The following is a 16,750-nucleotide window of genomic DNA, read 5'->3' on the forward strand; positions in this document are numbered from 1 at the left end:
CTACTTCTTGGAAACCAAGGATCGAGCGAATGCGTTGACGATGAAGGTCAAGGCGAACAACACGAGGCCTGCGGCGATGTAAGCACCGGCCTTGATGTCGCTGTTGAACTCAGGTGCAGCGTTGGCAATGGCGGTTGCGAACGTCGTACCGCCGTCGAAAAGCGAGAAGCGGAAGGCCGAGGACGGGGAAACGACCATGTACAAAGCCATCGTCTCACCGAGCGCGCGGCCGAGGCCGAGCATGGAGCCGGAGATGAAGCCCGACATACCGAATGGGAGCACGGTCATGCGCACCACTTCCCAGCGGGTCGCACCCAGCGCCAAGGCGGATTCGATGTGGCCGGGCGGGGTTTGAACGAAGACCTCGCGGGCGGTTGCGGCGATGATCGGCAAGATCATGATGGCCAGCAGCACGCCACCGGTCATGATGTTACGTGCGGTGTCGAACGACGGAGAGTTCGAATAGGTGGCAAACAGCGGGAAGCCGCCGCCCCAGGAATTGATCCACTTGAAGAAGCCGGAGAGGAAGGGGCCGAGCACCTGCCAACCCCACAGGCCATAGACGATGGAAGGCACAGCCGCAAGCATGTCCACCAGGAATCCAAGAGGCTTGACAGCCTTCTTGGGCGCGTAGTTGGTCAGGAAGATGGCCACGCCGAGCGCAATAGGCATGGCAATCACCAGTGCCAGGACCGAAATCAACACGGTGACTGCGAAGAGGTTCGGAATACCGAACTTCATCGAATCCAGGTTGGAGAGATCCCAAGCATCGCGGTAGGTGAAGAAGCCGACGAGGCCACCTTCGTTGCGCATCAACGACGGGACAGCGCGCCAGAGGAGGAAGGCACCAATGGCGGCGATGAGTACCGTGATGATGGTGGCGGATGCCGTTGATAGGAACTCAAAGATTCGGTCGCCCGGTCGCTTGACGGCACCGGCGCCCGAAGCCAGGGCTGGCGCAGCGGTGTTAGCGGCGCCCTCCTTAGTTCCGGAGGCCTGGTCCGCCTTGCTATCAAGGCGATCCCTGGTGGACATGTTCATGAGGAAATCCTTGCGGTTGTAAGGAAGGTGAAGGTGTTACTTGATGGCGGCGATGGCGTCAGCCAGACGCTTGCCGTGAGTGGAGTCCTTCGCCACTGGGATGAAGCCCAGGGACTCGAGCTCGGAATCCTGGCTGTCCAGTGCCACGGTCAGGAAGTCCTTGACCATGTCAGCGGTGCCCTCGGCGTCGCTGGTGCCGGAGTAGTCGGAGCAGACGATCTCGTAGGTGGTCAAAACCAGCGGGTATGCACCCTCGGAGTTGGTAGCGAACAGCTTGTCGGAGTCAACGACCATGTCGTTGCCGGTGGTCTTGAACTCCATGCCGTCGATGGCCTTGCCGACGGTCTCGGCATTGAGCTCAACCGCGCCCGCGCCGAAGTCGAGGTTGGCGATGCCAAGCCCCTTCTCCTGAGCGAAGCCAGCCTCGACGTAGGTGATGGCACCGTTGGTGGCCTCAACCTCGTTGGCGACACCGGAAGAGCCGTTAGCGCCGGCACCGACGGTGTTCGGGAATGCCTTGCCCTCGCCCTCCCAGTCGCCGGTGGCGGCCTTCAAGAACTTCTGGAAGTTGTCGGAGGTACCGGACTCGTCGGAGCGGTAGACGACCTTGATGTCGGTGTCTGGCAGCTCAATGCCCTCGTTCTCAGCCTTGATCTCGTCGGCGTTCCACTTGGTGATGTCGCCCTTGAAGATCTTGGCAACGGTGGCGGTGGACAGGTTCAGGGTGTCAACGCCCTCGAGGTTGTAAGCGATGGCAACTGGGCCGATGACGAAAGGCAGGTGCCATGCGTCAGCACCGCCACAGCGCTCGGCAGCCTTGGTGACCTGGTCCTCCTTCAGGGCGGAGTCAGAACCGGCGAACATGACCTGGCCGTTGATGAACTGCTCCTGGCCGGAACCGGAACCGGTCGGGTTGTAAGCCAAGTTAGCACCTGGAACTGCAGCCTGGTACTGGACACCGAAGTAGTCCATAGCCTTCTGCTGGGAGGAAGCGCCCTCAGCGACCAGCTGGCCGGTGGTGCCGGACAGGCCGTCTGCGGAAGCGGAAGCGGAGTCGGAAGAACCGGAGGAAGCGTTGTTGCCGGTCTCAGAGCAGGCGGTAAGAGCCAGTGCGGAGACTGCGGTGAGGGCAAACAGGGAGCGCTTGAGCTTAGAGTTCACGGGAAACCTTTCAAGATGGTTGTGCCCAATTTTTCAGGCAAGTCCTTGGAGGAATGACACACAGTCATTCACAGGAGACAACCTAAGGTGACTTGGTGACCAGTTATAGCCCAAACGGTTAACGGTGCATGAACAACATTTGAGTTCTTGGAAAACCTTGGAACGACACGGGAAAAATGTCCGTTTAACGGTCTGCTTTTCGTGGAATGCAGACAAATCGGGGCTGTTCACTGTGGTTTCATTACCGAGTGACAGCCCCCTTTCTCCGCTTGCGCTTTCCCCCGCATCTACCCCTATCACCTCACTATTTACAGCTCGCCTTGTGGTTCATAGACCACATGGCGCTCGTGCACCTGAAAGCCCAAAGCGGTATAGGCATTGACTGCGGGCTTGTTATCGGCCTCCACATATAAAATGGCGCGGTTCATGCCCAGATCGTGCAAGTGCTTGAGGCCAGCGCGCACCAGCGGATCGCCGAGCCCCTTGCCGCGGAAATCCCGGGCGAGCCCCACCACGTAGATTTCCCCTAGGGTCTCGCTGTGGCGCTTGAGCCAGTGGAAGCCCGTAATATCCCCGTCGTGGACGAGGAAAAGGACGTCCTCAGGGCGAAACCACGTGGTCTTTTGGGCGCGCGCCAAGCGATCGAGGTCCCAGCCACCTTGCTCCGGATGCCAGGAAAAGGCCTGGTTGTTGGCCTTGAGCCACTGGCCGTCGGCGTCGTCTAGCTCGGCGCGGGCTTGGGTAAGGTTCATGATTGTAAAGCCTTCGGGAACCACCACGGAGACGTCAATGTCGTCGGAGCCCATGACCAGCAGGGTGCGGGTTACCACCATGTGGTGGGTCGCGCCTATGTGTTGGGCGCCTGGCAGGTCGCCGTGGGCCCAGATCTTGGTGACACCGTGGGCGGTGGCGGCGTCAATAAGCTTGGAGCCAAGCCCGTGGCGGCGGTGGGAGGGATCGACCACCAACTCCACGCTATCGCCGTCGACGGCGGCAAATCCGGCCAGTTGATCGCCTAGGTACACGCCAAAATGGGTGTGCCCGAAATGTGGGTCGTCCAAGCCCAAGAGGAACTGTTCGGAGATGGCGGGGACGCCGTCGGCATTTTCAGCGCGCGATGCGATAGCGTGCGCGGCCGCGGGGTCAATGCCGGTACGGACGCTGGCTTCGTCGTAAAGCGATGGAGCAGACATGTCGGTGCTGCCTTCCTTTCCACGTTTTTCTTCCTATTCTTACCAACATTGCATAGCGTTGGTGGGCAAAGCGATTATTCCTTGCGCGACTGGTAAGAATGGAAAGGTGAACAAAGCGCAACGTGGCCTTATCTCTGCGGTCTCCAGCCTCGCACTGCTCGGCGGTGCCGGGTGGCTGGTGGATACCTCCGCGGCCGCGCGCGCCGAGAACGCGATCTCGCAGCAGGTGCGCGAGCAGGCGCGCCTGGATACCACCCCGAACGTCAATATCATCGGGTTCCCGTTTCTTTTGGCCTACGGCAATCACACCTATAAGGAATTAACGGTGGGAATTTCCGATATTACGGTGCCCACCTTCGGCCTCGTGCGCACCACCACCGCGCTGACCAAGGTCACCGTCACCAGTGAGCAGATTGCCAGCGGACAGCTCGAAGGCGCCCAGGCGCAGCTGATCTCCCGCAACGTCGGGCTCGACGGGGTGTCCATCGGCCACCTTTTGGGCATTACCGATCTGGACGTATCCAACCCCTATGACATCTCCCCCGCCGGCGGCAATGTCAGTGAGGCGCAGCTGATGGGGACCCCGGAGGGCTTTGACGAGCCGGTTGCAGTCCGGGTCAAGCTGCGGCTGAAAGGGCCGATGTTCCAGATGACCCCCACGGAGCTTGTCGACGGCCCTGCCGAGCGCACGGAGGACATCTTCGATGCCTTCGATCTGCAATTCGATACCAATACCTTGCCTATGGGCGCGCAGGCCAGCTACGTCTTCTTGACCGGCGGCACCATTTATTTCCAGTCCCAAGAACGCAATGTCACCGTGCACATGGGCGACCTGTCCCCGATCGTTGCCGCGCCGGCGGCCGTTGCCATAGATTAGGGAGCCAAGAAATTCAACGGGCAGTTAGATTCGAATGTCGAAGAATCCCACAATCCACCGCAGGGTAGAGATCGGTGTGGGCTTGATCGTGCGCTCGGGCGCGTAGACCTCGATGGCCTTGGGCACCGCCCCCAGCGTCACCGAGCTGAGAGTGCCCACGTATTCCCCATCGACCTGGAAGCGCCGTGGTTCGTGGCAGTCGAGTTCGACCTGCATGGCGTCGTCGAAGGTGAGGGTACGCCGGTCCACGAGGTGTTGGACCCAGGGGCGCTTACCGAGGCCAACCAGGTGCATCATCGACAGCGCACCCCCGATGCCGTCGAGGGAGGAGAGCGCAAACAGGCCCAATCCTAAGTCGAAGGAGTTGCGCGGATTGGTGACCACCGGCAGCGGTCCGAGGAAAGTCCAGGGGTTGGTGTTGGAGGCTACGCACAAAGGCAGCGCCGTGCGCCGGAAATCATTGCCGTTGCGGTCGCTGGCGGTGACGTCGATGCGCGGCGGATACTTGCGCGTAAGGCGCCAAGCATGCAGGGCCACGCGCAGGTAGCGCAGCGGGGTGGCCGCAAAACCGCGGCGTCGGGCGCGCTCGACGCCGGCGATCACCTCGGCGTCGATGCCAAAACCGGCGTTGACGGCAAACCACTTGTCGTCCCAGGTTCCTAGGTCAATGGTGCGGTATTCCTCGGCAGCGATGGTTTCCGCGAGGACCTCGGTGGCGTGGATCGGTTCCGCTGGGAAGCCGAGTGCACGGGCGAACACATTCGCCGAACCGGTGGGAATCACCGCCAGCCGGGGTCGCTTCCCCAGCTGTTCCACCGGCTTGCCGGAGTCGCCGAGCAAGCCATTGATGACCTCGTTGACGGTGCCGTCGCCGCCGACGGCAATGACCACATCTACCGGCTGGCGAGTGCCGTTGGACTCGAAATCGTAGCCGTCGGCAAGCATGGCGCAGATGTCACGAGCATGCCCCGCGTAATGCGTGAATAGCGCAACCAACTGCAATCCGGGCACCTTTCGCAGACGCGGGATCACCCGACTAAACAACGCCGGGGTCTGGCTGGTGGAATTCGGATTGACAATGAGCACTGCGCGCATGGTGTCACCTTAGGGCAGCGCGCGCAGGGAAACCACCCGGCGCGCCGCTTGTTGCCCCGTTGGTAGTGTGGGAGACATGAGTGACAAGCAACCAGAAACCCCCAAGGTATCGCTTGCGGGCAGCGAGGCCGTCAACCGCGCCGCGCAGCAGTGGAAGGACACCGCCCACCGCAACATCCCCGGCCTGGGCGATCTGCCCATCCCGGATGACACCGCCAACCTGCGCGAGGGTCCGAATCTGCACGATGGGCTGCTCGCGCTGCTGCCGCTGGTCGGCGTGTGGCGCGGCACCGGCCAGGCTGTGGGCTCGGATGAAGGCCAGTACAACTTCGGCCAGCAAATCACCTTCGCCCACGACGGCGAGAATTACCTTACCTACGAGTCGCGGATCTGGAAGATCGGAGAGGATGGCGAGCCAGCCGGGCTGGATGTACGCGAGTCCGGTTTCTGGCGCATTAGCCTCAAAGACGAGATCGAGGTGGTCGTGAGCCACTCCACCGGCGTGGTGGAAATCTTCTACGGACAGCCGGTCAATGAGCGCGCATGGGAGATCGAGGCCGCGTCCACGATGGTCACCGAGACCGGCCCGGCAGATCTCGGCCCCGCCAAACGCCTGTATGGCCTGATGCCCAACAACAACTTGGGTTGGGTCGATGAACGCCTCGTCGACGGCGAGCTGCGCCCGCGCATGTCCGCCGAGCTTTCCCGCGTGATCGGCTAAATGCATAACCGGATGCCTTGTGCGTCCGGTTTTTCTTTTGCTTGCCGACGGCTAAAGTATGCGGCCTAATTCGCGCCCAGCGCGCCCATGATCAGCTCCTTGATCTCCTCCTCGTTGTCAGGGCGCTCGAGCTTCGTGTCGTCGATGCGGCGCACCCGCGCCGCGATGCGCACGCTGGAGACGAGCCACACCGAGTCCGCGCGCACAAGGTCGGCGACAGAAAGCTCCTTGGCCTTGCAGCGCCACCCCCTCGCGGTGGCGTGCTCGAAAAGCGCCGCCTGGGTGGTACCGGGCAGGATGTCACCACCGGGGATGGGCGTGCGCAGCTTGTCCCCGCGCACGGTGACCACGGTGGAGGTAGCGCCCTCGAGAACCTTGTCCCCGTCGACGTAGATGACGTCGTCGAAGCCGTGCCCGCGGGCCCAGCGCAGCGCCGCCATGTTCGCCGCGTAGCTTAAGGTCTTAGCGCCGACCACCAGCCACGGCGCCACGGGTGAGGACTCGGCAACGAGGTTGCCGGCATCGTCGGCGTGAGTGGTGGTAATGCGGTCTATGGAGTAGCCGCGCGGGCTGGTCATCACCTTCACGCCGTTAGCCCGCTGCTCGAGCACCGAGTCGCCGATGGCTTGGACCGTGATCCATGCGGTGGGGATCCCCGTGGAGGCGCGGCCGCGGGTATAGGTCCAGGAACACTTCGCGTCGGCGTCGCTGCGCTCGCGCCACTGGGCTAGTGCCTCATGGGTGGCGGAGATCCAATAGTCAACGTTGGGTTCCGGGAGGTCGAGCAGGCGCGCGGAGGCCTGGAAGCGCTTGGCATGACGCTCGAGGTTGCACGCGTGGTCGCCGTGGAGCAACAGCGTTTCGAAGACGCCATCGCCTCGGGTCACCGCCGCGTCGTCGAAGAAGACCAGCGGGAGCTGCGGCCGGTGGTTGCGGACCGAGCCGCCAAAGGGCTCAACTGCGAGGATGATGGGTTCTACTTTTTGTCCGGGATAGATCGGCGCCATATCAATCAATTATGCCCGCTATTTCGCGCTACCATCGGAGCTTGTGAACAATTCCTCCCCGCAATCAACTCCTTCCGATGACTCCCAGGAGCCTGCACCGATGTACGCCTCCCCGCTCTTGGGGCTACCTGGTGCCGCCCCGCTCCAAGATCCAGAGCGCGAGGGCGCCCACCCAGTGCCCACGGCCTTGGCCGGAGTAGCGTGGCACTATGGGAACCCGCTGAGTGAGCAGCGTTTCTTTGAGTCCGGCTGTGGCATGGTGGATCTCAGCCACCGCCGTTTGATCAAGGTAGAAGGCGCCGATGCGGCTACTTTTCTCAATAACCTTTTGTCCCAAAAGCTCGATGACGCACCCGATGGATTCTTCGGCCAGGCGCTCGACCTCGACGGCCAGGGACATGTCCTGCACCAAATGCAGGTAAGTCGTATCGGCGATGCGTTTTATCTCGACACCACCGCAGATCGCATCGATAGCCTGCGGGAGTATCTCCACAAGATGGTCTTCTGGTCGCAGGTGGTCATTTCCGACCCCGAGCTGGCGATCATTGCCCTGATAGGCCCCGAGCGCGACGCCGTAATAAACCCAGCTGGCGTAGTTTTTAGCAGGCAGGCCAGCGTTGGTCTTGCCCGCAGGGAGCTCATCGTCTCCCGCGAGATGCTTTCCTACGTCGCCAGCGCGCTTGTGGCCCAGGGGGTCGCGCCCGTGGGGCTGATGGCATATACGGCAGCTCGCGTGCGCGCCCTCGAACCGGAGGCATCGCTGGACCTGGATGATAAGTCGATCCCACACGAGGCAGCCTTTTTTATACCCGCTGCGGTTCACCTGCACAAGGGCTGCTACCGCGGCCAGGAAACCGTCGCCCGGGTTGATAACCTCGGGCGCTCACCGCGGGTGTTGGTCTTAGTCCACATCGACGGCTCCGCGCCGGACCAGCCACGGTCAGGAGACGCCATCGAATCGGGCGGGAGGGTCGTCGGCAGGCTCGGCACCGTCGTCGATGACTATGAGTATGGGCCGATCGGGCTCGCGTTGATCAAGCGTTCGGCCTTGGGCTCGAGCCAGCTTGTCGCGGGGCAGGCTGCGTTGGCGATCGATAAGGATTCCCTGCCCTCCGATGGGGGCGAGCGACCCGGCCGGGCCGCGATTAACAAATTGCGCGGCATCTGATAGCGCCGACCCACCTTTGGGGGTGACAACTCCGTTGGGTTACAACAGCGGGCATGAGCGGGCAGTTGGTGGGTGGAACCCATGAAATCCCCACGGTAGTGTGTGAGAGTAGATGCGCAACTTGTGCGCCCACTTGGGTAAAAAACGACCGGCGCGAAGAAAAATTCGCCGAGGTCAACCCACCGGTGCGACAAATCGGCCTTATTCGGGCTATTGTGTCTAACAGGAATATATTGATTAGAAGCACACGGGGTATCCGAATTCCCAGGATCGCTCCGCACACTCCAAGGGGGTCATGCCATGGGTCGCGGTCGCGCGAAGGCAAAACAGACCAAGGTTGCACGCCAGCTGAAGTACAACACTCCGAACATGGATCTGGATTCTTTGCAGCGTGAGCTGGCGGGAAAGTCCCCGAGCCACAGCAACAGCCAGGACTATGACGACCTCCCCGTCGATGATCAGTACGCCGAGTACGCCGAATGGATCGAGGACGAAGAGGATTCCTACGATGAGGGGCAGGCGGGAAACCGCAAGTAGGCATGAGCCGCAGCCATCAGTAGTTGAAACGATTGCAGCGAGGATCCCGCGCGGATCCTCGCTTTTTCGTTTCTACTGTGAAGCTTAAAGGCCGCGCCCCTCCTGCGGGAAGGGCGCGGCCACTTTTCTATTTCTCGAGGTGGCGATTAGTAGCCCGGGTGCGCATCGTTGAGGATCACCGAGGCGGTATCCTCCTCGGTGGCGGTGCGCACGGTGCCTAGCTCCCACGCGTCGATGTGGCGGGCGGTGAGCATGGCCAAGGCACGATCGCGATCCTTCGGGGCAACGACGGCAACCATGCCGACGCCCATGTTAAAGGTCTTTTCCATCTCAACCTGGGGAACCTTGCCCACGGTCTCGATGAGGCGGAAGATCTCGCCCGGGGTCCAGGTCGCGCGGGACAGCTCGGCAACCAGGCCTTCGGGGATGACTCGGGCAAGGTTGCCAGCCAGGCCACCGCCGGTGACGTGGCAGAAGGTGTGGACCTCACACTCGTCGGCAAGCGCGAGGCAATCCTTGGCGTAGATGCGGGTCGGCTCGAGCATCTCCTCGCCGAGGGTGCGGCCGAGCTCCTCGACATGGCCGTCCAGCGGCATGCCAGCCTTTTCCAGCAGCACGTGGCGGGCCAGGGAATAACCGTTAGAGTGCAGGCCGGACGATGCCATGGCGATGACCACGTCACCCGAGCGCACCAAATCCGGGCCGAGCAGCTCGTCGGCCTCGACCACGCCGACCGCGGTGGCGGAGACGTCATAGTCGCCCGGCTCCATCACGCCCGGGTGCTCGGCGGTCTCGCCACCGAGCAGCGCGCAGCCGGCCTGGATGCAACCCTCGGCGATGCCGGAGACGATCTGGGCAACATGCTCGGGCACGACCTTGCCGATGGCGATGTAGTCCTGCAAGAACAGAGGCTCGGCGCCGCACACGACGAGGTCATCGACGCACATGGCCACGAGATCGATGCCGATGGTGTCGTGCTTGTCCATGGCCTGAGCCACCGCGAGCTTGGTGCCCACGCCGTCGGAACCGGCGGCCAGGAGCGGCTCGCGGTACTTGCCAAGCGCGAAAAGCCCGGCGAACCCACCGAGACCGCCGCGAACCTCGGGGCGGGTGGCCTTCTTTGCCAGCGGGGCGAAAAGCTCCACGGCCTTGTCGCCGGCCTCGATGTCCACGCCAGCGGCGGCGTAGGAAACGGTCGAATCAGTCGATGAGGTGTTGTCTGGGGTCGTCATGCCTTAGGCCCTACAGTCCTTTTATTGAAATGGGTATCAGAGTAAGTGTTTATCGTGCTGCCTGTTGAATGCTAGTCAATGCTAGCGCAGTTGCCTCGCTGCAAAGCCGAAACCAGCTCCGCGTTCTGGTTGCCCTTCGGCAGCCCCAGCGGGTAGACCCCGTCGAAGCAGGCGGCACATAGTTCGTCGGCAGGCTGCTCCGTGGCCTCGATCATCGACTGGGTGGAGACGTAGCCCAGCGAATCCGCGCCGATGGCAGCACACACGGAGGCGATCATCTCCTCCTCGTTGTTGCCGGTCACCGCGTTGGCCAGCAACTCACCTGGGCTTGCGAAGTCGATGCCGTAGAAACACGGCCACTTCACCGGCGGCGAGGCGATGCGCACGTGAACCTGGGCGGCACCTGCCTCCCGAAGCATGCGGATCAAGGCACGCTGGGTATTGCCACGCACGATGGAGTCATCCACCACCACGAGGCTCTTGCCTGCAATAACCTCGCGCAGTGGGTTGAGCTTGAGCCTAATGCCCAGCTGCCGCAGCGTCTGGGAGGGCTGGATGAAGGTACGGCCCACATACGCATTTTTGACCAAGCCCTGGCCGAAGGGGATGCCGGATTCCTGGGCAAATCCCACTGCGGCGGGGTTGCCGGACTCAGGCACCGGAATCACGAGGTCGCCGTCCGCAGGCCACTCGCGGGCGAGCCTGCGGCCAATCTCCAGGCGAGTGGCGTTGACGTTGCGGCCACGGATGGTGGAATCCGGGCGGGCGAGGTAGACGTACTCAAACACGCACCCCTTGCGGCGCGGCTCGGCGAAACGCTCGGAGCGGATGCCCGCCTCGTCGATAGCGACGAGCTCGCCCGGCATGATCTCACGCACGAAGGAAGCACCGATGATGTCGAGCGCGCAGGTCTCGGAAGCGATCACGTAACCGCGATCGAGGCGGCCGAGGCACAGCGGGCGCACCCCCTCAGGATCGCGGGCGGCATACAGGGTGTGCCCGTCGGTGATGGTGAGGCAGAACGCACCCTTGATGTGCGGGAGCACCTCGCGCGCGGAGTCCAAAAGGGTCTTGCCGTCAGCGATCTTCTCGGCCAGCAGCGCCGTCATCACATCGGAGTCAGAGGGGTGCTTGTCCTTGCTGACAAGGTCTTTCTCGGCGGCCTCATCAAGAAGCTCCAGATAGTTGACCAGGTTTCCGTTGTGGCACAACGCAACATCGGTGCCATCCGGAGCCACGCGGAACATAGGCTGGGAGTTCTCCCAGGTCACTCCGCCAGCCGTGGAGTAACGGGTGTGGCCGATGGCCACATCGCCTTTGAGGGAATCCAAGGTGGGTTCGTCGAAGATCTGGGAAACCAGACCCAGGTCTTTGTACACGACGATCTGGTCCCCATCGCCGACGGCGATGCCAGCGGCCTCCTGACCACGGTGCTGGAGCGCGAAAAGACCGAAGTACGTCAGCTTTGAGACTTCTTCGCCCGGCGCCCACACGCCAAAGACACCGCATTCCTCGCGGGGGGCTTGCTCCCCAAGGTCATCGAGATCCCCGGCTAATAAGGATGCAGTGCCGGGGGCTTGTTGGACAGGGACTTGATATTCAGGCTGCTCAGTGTGTGCCACTTGCCTAATGCTAGTATCTCGCCTGCGTTCCGAACAAGCTTTGACCAGCATATGCCCCTGCAGCACCCCGCACGCTGGCACTTCCACGAAGCGAAAGCAAGGCCGGCTGGCTGGGCGTCGGAAAGCAAAGAAAAGGCGCGGGGAATCGACTCCCCACGCCTCATGCACTCACCTTAGGCCGCCACTGTGGTGCCCAACAGCGCGCCAATGACGTAGGTGACGCCAAACGCCAGGGCACCGCCGACGACGAGGCGGATGACCGAGCGGGTCTTGTTTGCTTCCGAAAACTTCGCGGAGATCGTTCCCGTGACCGACAGCGCCAGCAAAGCCGAGACGAGCACGGCCGCAACCCGCCAGCCATCGGGCACGATGAGCGAGACGATCAGCGGCAGCAGGGCACCGATGGTGAACGCGACCGCGGAGGCGCCTGCGGCAACCCAGGGGTTGGTGAAGTCTTCTTCATCCATGCCCAGCTCGAGCTGCAGGTGGGCACGCAACGCGTTGTGTTCATGCATCTGCACGGCAGCGACCTCGGCCGTGTCCTTTTCCATACCTTTGTCCATGAGAATCTGGACCAGCTCGGCATGTTCTTCCTCAGGGAGGTTTTCGAGCTCCCAGCGCTCCTTTTCCACCAGCATCTTCTCGGTATCGCGCTGGGCGGAGACGGAGACGTACTCGCCGAGTGCCATCGACACCGCACCGGAGATCAAAGCGGCCGAACCGGCGACCAAAATCTCGCGCCCTCCTGCGCCCGTGGCGGCGACGCCCGTGAGCAGACCAGCCACGGAAACGATGCCGTCGTTGGCGCCGAGCACGCCTGCCCGCAGCCAGTTGAGCTTGGATCCGACCTCAGTTTGGTGCGGCTCGGCGTTGGCACCATGCGGTGATTGTGGTGTGGTCATGATTTCCGACTTCCCTTCTGACCCAACTTGGTCTAAGAGATAACAAAAACGGGGTGTATCGGTTTGCTAATGACAAACCATACAACTGCTTCAACCACCATGCTGCCACGTTTCTTCCCGCACCGCACCCAATGAATACCTACCCTAAGCTGGGGTTATAAGGTTATGGTAGCCAATAATCGGCAGCCAGTTAGCCACCTCTTTGGCCCGAGTCCCAGAGGAAGATACCCGCGGGTTGTCGGCGAGCGTTTCCAAACCCAGCGCTAGGCGCAACCAGGTAAGCGGATCACATTCGACAACGTTGGGTGGGGTACCGCGGGTGTGCTTGGGGCCTTCGATGCATTGCACGGCAGCATAGGGCGGCACGCGTACCTCCACCGAGTTTCCCGGCGCGGTCTGGCCAAGGGTGCGCACGCTGAGCCGGACGGCCTCGGCAAGCACGCTGCGTGGGGGTTTGAGTTCGCGTTCCGGGTCTTTGGCCCAGGCGGCAACGGCTGCGAGCGCTCGGCGAGTGTCGGCGGGATCGGCCTTTTTCACAGCAGGCATGGGATCGACTCTTCCTTCTCTAGTGCTTTAGGAAACATTGTGTCGCGGGGTTGATGTACATTACCCGTATGGTTGACTCGAACTTGAATAATCGCTCCCCTGAACTTACCCTCCGCTTCCTCGCCGCCCCCACAGATGTCCTTTTGGCGGGCAGCCACGGTGTGGGCGGCGGTCGCGTTTTGGAGTGGATTGATAAGGCCGCCTACGGCTGCGCGGTGCAGTGGTCGGGCACATATTGCGTCACCGCCTACGTTGGCCATATTCATTTCACCCGCCCGATCCCCTCGGGGCACATGGTGGAGGTACGCTCCAGGATTGCGATGACGGGTCGGTCCTCCATGCACATCGTCAACGAGGTATTCTCGGCGGATCCGCGCGATGGCGTGTTCACCCGAGCCTGCGATTGCCTGGTTATTTTCGTTGCCAAGGATACTGAGACCGGTCGGCCGGTGCCGGTGCCTAAGTTTGTGCCGTCCACTGATGAGGAGCGTCGCCTAGAGGCCGCGGCAATGTCGCGCATTGAGTTGCGCGCGGCCATCGAGGAGGAAATGGCCAAGCAGACCTACTCAGGGCCGTCGAACGCGCCACGGCTGATTACCCGCTTCCTAGCCAAGCCGACGGACGTCAATTGGGGCGGCAAGGTGCACGGCGGCACCGCCATGGAATGGATCGACGAGGCCGCAGCGGCGTGTACGCAGGAGTGGTCCGGCGAGCACACGGTTGCGGTGTATGCGGGAGGGATTCGCTTCTATCAGCCGATTCAGATTGGTGATTTGATCGAGGTGGATGCGCGCATGATGCGTACCGACGATCGCAGCATGCAGATGTCGGTGCATGTGCGTTCCGGAAACCCCCGCAATGGGCGCACCGCGCTTACCGACGCCATCCACGCGACCATTTCCTACATCGCCGTCGACATCGACGGCCAGCCATTGCCGGCCCGCCAATTCGAGCCGATCACCGAGGAGGATATTCGCCTCTCCGGCCACGCGCAGACCCTGCGAGGCCTGCGCGCGAAGTATTCGCCCAAGCCCTTGATCGTCAATCGGCTCTCGCAGCGGGTGAATTAGGACCCCTGGGCGTCGGCAAGCAAGCAACCTATTAGGCGACGACCATCCACACGGCGATAAGGTGCACCACAGCGGCGACGATGGTAGCCGCGTGGAAGACCTCGTGGAAGCCGACCACGCGCGCGTTGCGGCCCGGCCACCGGAAGGCGTACATGAACGCGCCCAGGGAATAAACGACGCCCCCGGCAAAGAGCAACCAGACCACAGCCGGGCCTGCGGTGCGCCACAGCTCCGGAATCAGTGGCACGATGAGCCAGCCCAAGATGAGGTAGACCGCCACGTCGAGCCAGCGCGGATGGTTGATCCACACCATGTTCAAGACAACGGCACCCACCGCCCCGGACCAGGCCACCACGAGGATCCACCACTGGTCAGGCAGGACGATCAGACATAGCGGGGTGTAGGTTGCGGCGATAAACAACGCGATCATGGAGTGGTCGGCCCGGCGCCACCAGTTAATGGTCTGCAGCGATTTCCACGGCCCACGATGATAGGCGGCCGAAACCCCGAAGAGGCCCACCAAGCCGAGGGCGTAGATGAGCACGCCTAAAGCCTCCGACCAACTGCGGGTCATAAAGGCGAAGGTGACCAGCACAGATCCGGAAACCACCGACAGCCACGCGGCGATGAGATGGAACCAGCCGCGGGTAATGGGGCGCTCGCCACGGTCATAGACAAAACGGCGCAGCTCCACCAGCGGGATGGCCTCACCCTTGTCTTCGTGGCCGGTTTGGCGGACAGCCCTGGGCAGATTTCGGTTATCTGGCGTGAATTCTTTTTGCGCACACTCGGCGCCTCGATGGGGCTCGTGATGCTGTTTTTTCGTGGTTGTCACTGGTGAATGCCTTTGGTGGGTCTGCCGATCAGTCATCGTCGAAAGCCTAACCAACGATTGCGTAGGTAACAACCCCCATTCGGGTTACCCGGGGCTTTTTGCCAGCCTGTTCACAGGTTCTTGTGAGTACTCCCCGTGCCAAAGGCGTGGTTTATGCCCAATTCCAAACAAGCTAACTCACCGCTGACACGTGATTCCAAGGCTACGCACAGCCGCGCATTTAAGAATCAAAGCCATGGTTATGGCATTGAACTCCGACACACCCGGCGCGCGCCGAGCCGACGGTAATACCACCCAACAAACCCCCCGCGTCCCTCACACCCAACGTCCGGTCTCCGAGCTGTTCGCCGAGCGCACCCGTCGCCCCATGGGCGGCCAGCGCGAGAGTTGGACGGCAACGGCCGTCTATTCCGACGTCTGGGCGTTGTTCGTGGCAACCATCTACATGTGGATCCAGGCAGGCGGCGTCCAAGAGCTCACCCAAGGACTCAGTCCCGCCCTTGGCTCGGCGGGCCGCATGACCGGACTGCTCGCCTCCATGGCCTTGCTGATCCAGGTGTTCATGATGTCCCGCGTGCCTTTCGTGGAGGCCTCCATCGGTCAGGATCGCCTCACGGTCATGCACCGCTGGCTTGGTTTTAGCAGCTTTAGCCTCATCATGATCCATATCGCGCTTCTGGTCGCCCAGGACAATGATTCGATCATGGGCATGGCCGCCACCTTCTGGGACATGACCTGGAACTACCCCGGCATGTTGCTGGCCGTGGCAGGCACCTTCGCACTGGTCATGGTGGTGGTTACCTCCTTCAAAGCAGCACGGCGCAGCCTGCGCTATGAGAACTGGCACCTCATCCACCTCTACGGCTACCTAGGCGCGGCGTTGGCCATCCCGCACCAGCTGTGGACTGGCGCCGAGTTCCTGGGACACCCGGTCATTACCGGACTGTGGTGGGCGCTCTGGGCAATGACGGCGACGAGCGTCATCGTCTTCCGCATCATCGTACCGATTGCCGCCTCATCCTACTACAACCTGCGCGTGGCTGAGGTGACCACCTTGCCCGGCAATCTGGTGCGCGTGCGCATGACCGGCCGCCACCTGAGCCGCATGCGCGTAGCCGGCGGCCAGTACTTCAACTGGCGCTTCGAAGGCCAAGGAATGACCCGCGCCATCCCGCTTTCCCTGTCCGCGCTTCCCGACGGCCACAGCCTGGAAGTCACCGCCGCCATGGTTGGCCCAAAATCGATGCGCCTGGCGACACTCAAGACAGGAACCCGCGTGTTCATCGAAGGCCCCTATGGGCGCCTGCACCGGTTGACGAAGTCGCAGCCGCACACCGTGCTCATGGGTGCTGGCACCGGTCTCATGCCGATCATCTCCTTGCTGGAGACCCTGCCCAGCCACGATCCGGCCACAGACACCGGCACCATTACCGTCATCGCCCGCGCATCCTCCCCCGATGAGCTTGCCTACGGCACCCGGCTGCCGGAACTGTGCGCGCTCAAAGGCGCACAGTTCTATCTCCTTTCCGGGCACCGCTGCCCGGGCTCCTGGCAGCCCCAGGGCCATGGCCTCGCCGACCATGTCGCCCTCCAGCGCTTGGCCCCCGACTTAGCCGAGTCCGATCTCTTCGTATGCGGCCCCAACGAGTGGATGAAGTCGGTCACCCGGGCCGCCCGTCGCGCAGGCACCGGCGACATCCACGCCGAGAAGTTCAGCCTTTAAGCGCACCAACTCAAGGGACC

Annotated in this window: 16 protein-coding genes; 6 read left to right on the plus strand and 10 right to left on the minus strand. The window is 62.3% G+C overall.

The genetic code is table 11. From position 1 onward, the window contains the following. From pstC to mshD, 3 genes are all read right to left on the minus strand, one after another. Complete coding sequence (gene pstC / locus PAB09_RS10640) at window positions 1–1,041, minus strand: phosphate ABC transporter permease subunit PstC (protein WP_442873668.1); 1,041 nt, start codon at window positions 1,039–1,041, stop codon at window positions 1–3. A 36-nt stretch (window positions 1,042–1,077) separates the two neighbouring features. Continuing rightward, the gene (gene pstS / locus PAB09_RS10645; RefSeq protein ID WP_271033631.1) at window positions 1,078–2,202 is read right to left on the minus strand and encodes a phosphate ABC transporter substrate-binding protein PstS; all 1,125 of its coding nucleotides are present in this window, start codon (window positions 2,200–2,202) and stop codon (window positions 1,078–1,080) included. A 308-nt stretch (window positions 2,203–2,510) separates the two neighbouring features. Beyond that, the gene (mshD, locus tag PAB09_RS10650; protein WP_271033632.1) at window positions 2,511–3,395 is read right to left on the minus strand and encodes a mycothiol synthase; all 885 of its coding nucleotides are present in this window, start codon (window positions 3,393–3,395) and stop codon (window positions 2,511–2,513) included. A 106-nt stretch (window positions 3,396–3,501) separates the two neighbouring features. Here mshD and PAB09_RS10655 point away from each other — a divergent pair, with 106 nt between their 5' ends. Beyond that, window positions 3,502–4,272 carry an LmeA family phospholipid-binding protein gene (locus PAB09_RS10655; protein ID WP_271033633.1) on the plus strand — a complete coding sequence of 257 codons (771 nt, stop codon included), beginning with the start codon at window positions 3,502–3,504 and terminating at the stop codon, window positions 4,270–4,272. Between the two features lie 24 nt (window positions 4,273–4,296). Here PAB09_RS10655 and PAB09_RS10660 read toward each other — a convergent pair whose 3' ends face one another. Then, entirely contained in the window at window positions 4,297–5,367 is a 1,071-nt protein-coding gene (locus tag PAB09_RS10660; protein ID WP_271033634.1) for a diacylglycerol/lipid kinase family protein, read from the minus strand. 76 nt (window positions 5,368–5,443) lie between these two features. Here PAB09_RS10660 and PAB09_RS10665 point away from each other — a divergent pair, with 76 nt between their 5' ends. Then, complete coding sequence (locus PAB09_RS10665; RefSeq protein WP_271033635.1) at window positions 5,444–6,088, plus strand: FABP family protein; 645 nt, start codon at window positions 5,444–5,446, stop codon at window positions 6,086–6,088. 65 nt (window positions 6,089–6,153) lie between these two features. Here PAB09_RS10665 and PAB09_RS10670 read toward each other — a convergent pair whose 3' ends face one another. Further along, entirely contained in the window at window positions 6,154–7,095 is a 942-nt protein-coding gene (locus tag PAB09_RS10670; protein ID WP_271033636.1) for an aminodeoxychorismate lyase, read from the minus strand. Window positions 7,096–7,213: 118 nt separating this feature from the next. Between PAB09_RS10670 and ygfZ the strand changes: the two genes are divergently transcribed. Together ygfZ and PAB09_RS10680 are read left to right on the plus strand one after the other, a co-directional pair. After that, window positions 7,214–8,263 carry a CAF17-like 4Fe-4S cluster assembly/insertion protein YgfZ gene (gene ygfZ, locus PAB09_RS10675; protein ID WP_442873753.1) on the plus strand — a complete coding sequence of 350 codons (1,050 nt, stop codon included), beginning with the start codon at window positions 7,214–7,216 and terminating at the stop codon, window positions 8,261–8,263. Window positions 8,264–8,563: 300 nt separating this feature from the next. Next, complete coding sequence (locus tag PAB09_RS10680; RefSeq protein ID WP_271033637.1) at window positions 8,564–8,800, plus strand: DUF3073 domain-containing protein; 237 nt, start codon at window positions 8,564–8,566, stop codon at window positions 8,798–8,800. Window positions 8,801–8,946: 146 nt separating this feature from the next. On the opposite strand, the gene purM is transcribed toward PAB09_RS10680, so the two are convergent. The 4 genes from purM to PAB09_RS10700 form a co-directional block, all read right to left on the minus strand. Further along, the gene (gene purM / locus PAB09_RS10685; protein WP_271033638.1) at window positions 8,947–10,032 is read right to left on the minus strand and encodes a phosphoribosylformylglycinamidine cyclo-ligase; all 1,086 of its coding nucleotides are present in this window, start codon (window positions 10,030–10,032) and stop codon (window positions 8,947–8,949) included. Window positions 10,033–10,103: 71 nt separating this feature from the next. Then, the gene (gene purF / locus PAB09_RS10690; RefSeq protein ID WP_271033639.1) at window positions 10,104–11,705 is read right to left on the minus strand and encodes an amidophosphoribosyltransferase; all 1,602 of its coding nucleotides are present in this window, start codon (window positions 11,703–11,705) and stop codon (window positions 10,104–10,106) included. Window positions 11,706–11,827: 122 nt separating this feature from the next. After that, window positions 11,828–12,556: a VIT1/CCC1 transporter family protein gene (locus PAB09_RS10695; RefSeq protein WP_271033640.1), complete on the minus strand. Its 729-nt coding sequence runs from the start codon at window positions 12,554–12,556 to the stop codon at window positions 11,828–11,830. Window positions 12,557–12,700: 144 nt separating this feature from the next. Further along, window positions 12,701–13,102, minus strand: coding sequence for a sterol carrier family protein (locus PAB09_RS10700; protein ID WP_271033641.1), 402 nt, complete (start codon window positions 13,100–13,102; stop codon window positions 12,701–12,703). Window positions 13,103–13,170: 68 nt separating this feature from the next. Between PAB09_RS10700 and PAB09_RS10705 the strand changes: the two genes are divergently transcribed. Then, complete coding sequence (locus PAB09_RS10705; protein ID WP_271033642.1) at window positions 13,171–14,172, plus strand: acyl-CoA thioesterase; 1,002 nt, start codon at window positions 13,171–13,173, stop codon at window positions 14,170–14,172. Window positions 14,173–14,203: 31 nt separating this feature from the next. On the opposite strand, the gene trhA is transcribed toward PAB09_RS10705, so the two are convergent. Then, window positions 14,204–14,923 carry a PAQR family membrane homeostasis protein TrhA gene (trhA, locus tag PAB09_RS10710; protein WP_271035375.1) on the minus strand — a complete coding sequence of 240 codons (720 nt, stop codon included), beginning with the start codon at window positions 14,921–14,923 and terminating at the stop codon, window positions 14,204–14,206. A 319-nt stretch (window positions 14,924–15,242) separates the two neighbouring features. On the opposite strand from trhA, the gene PAB09_RS10715 reads away from it, so the two are divergent. Next, window positions 15,243–16,730, plus strand: a complete 1,488-nt coding sequence (locus PAB09_RS10715) for a ferredoxin reductase family protein (protein ID WP_271033643.1) — start codon at window positions 15,243–15,245, stop codon at window positions 16,728–16,730. Window positions 16,731–16,750 lie beyond the last annotated feature (20 nt).

The sequence above is a fragment of the Corynebacterium sp. SCR221107 genome, from assembly GCF_027886475.1.
Classification (GTDB): domain Bacteria; phylum Actinomycetota; class Actinomycetes; order Mycobacteriales; family Mycobacteriaceae; genus Corynebacterium.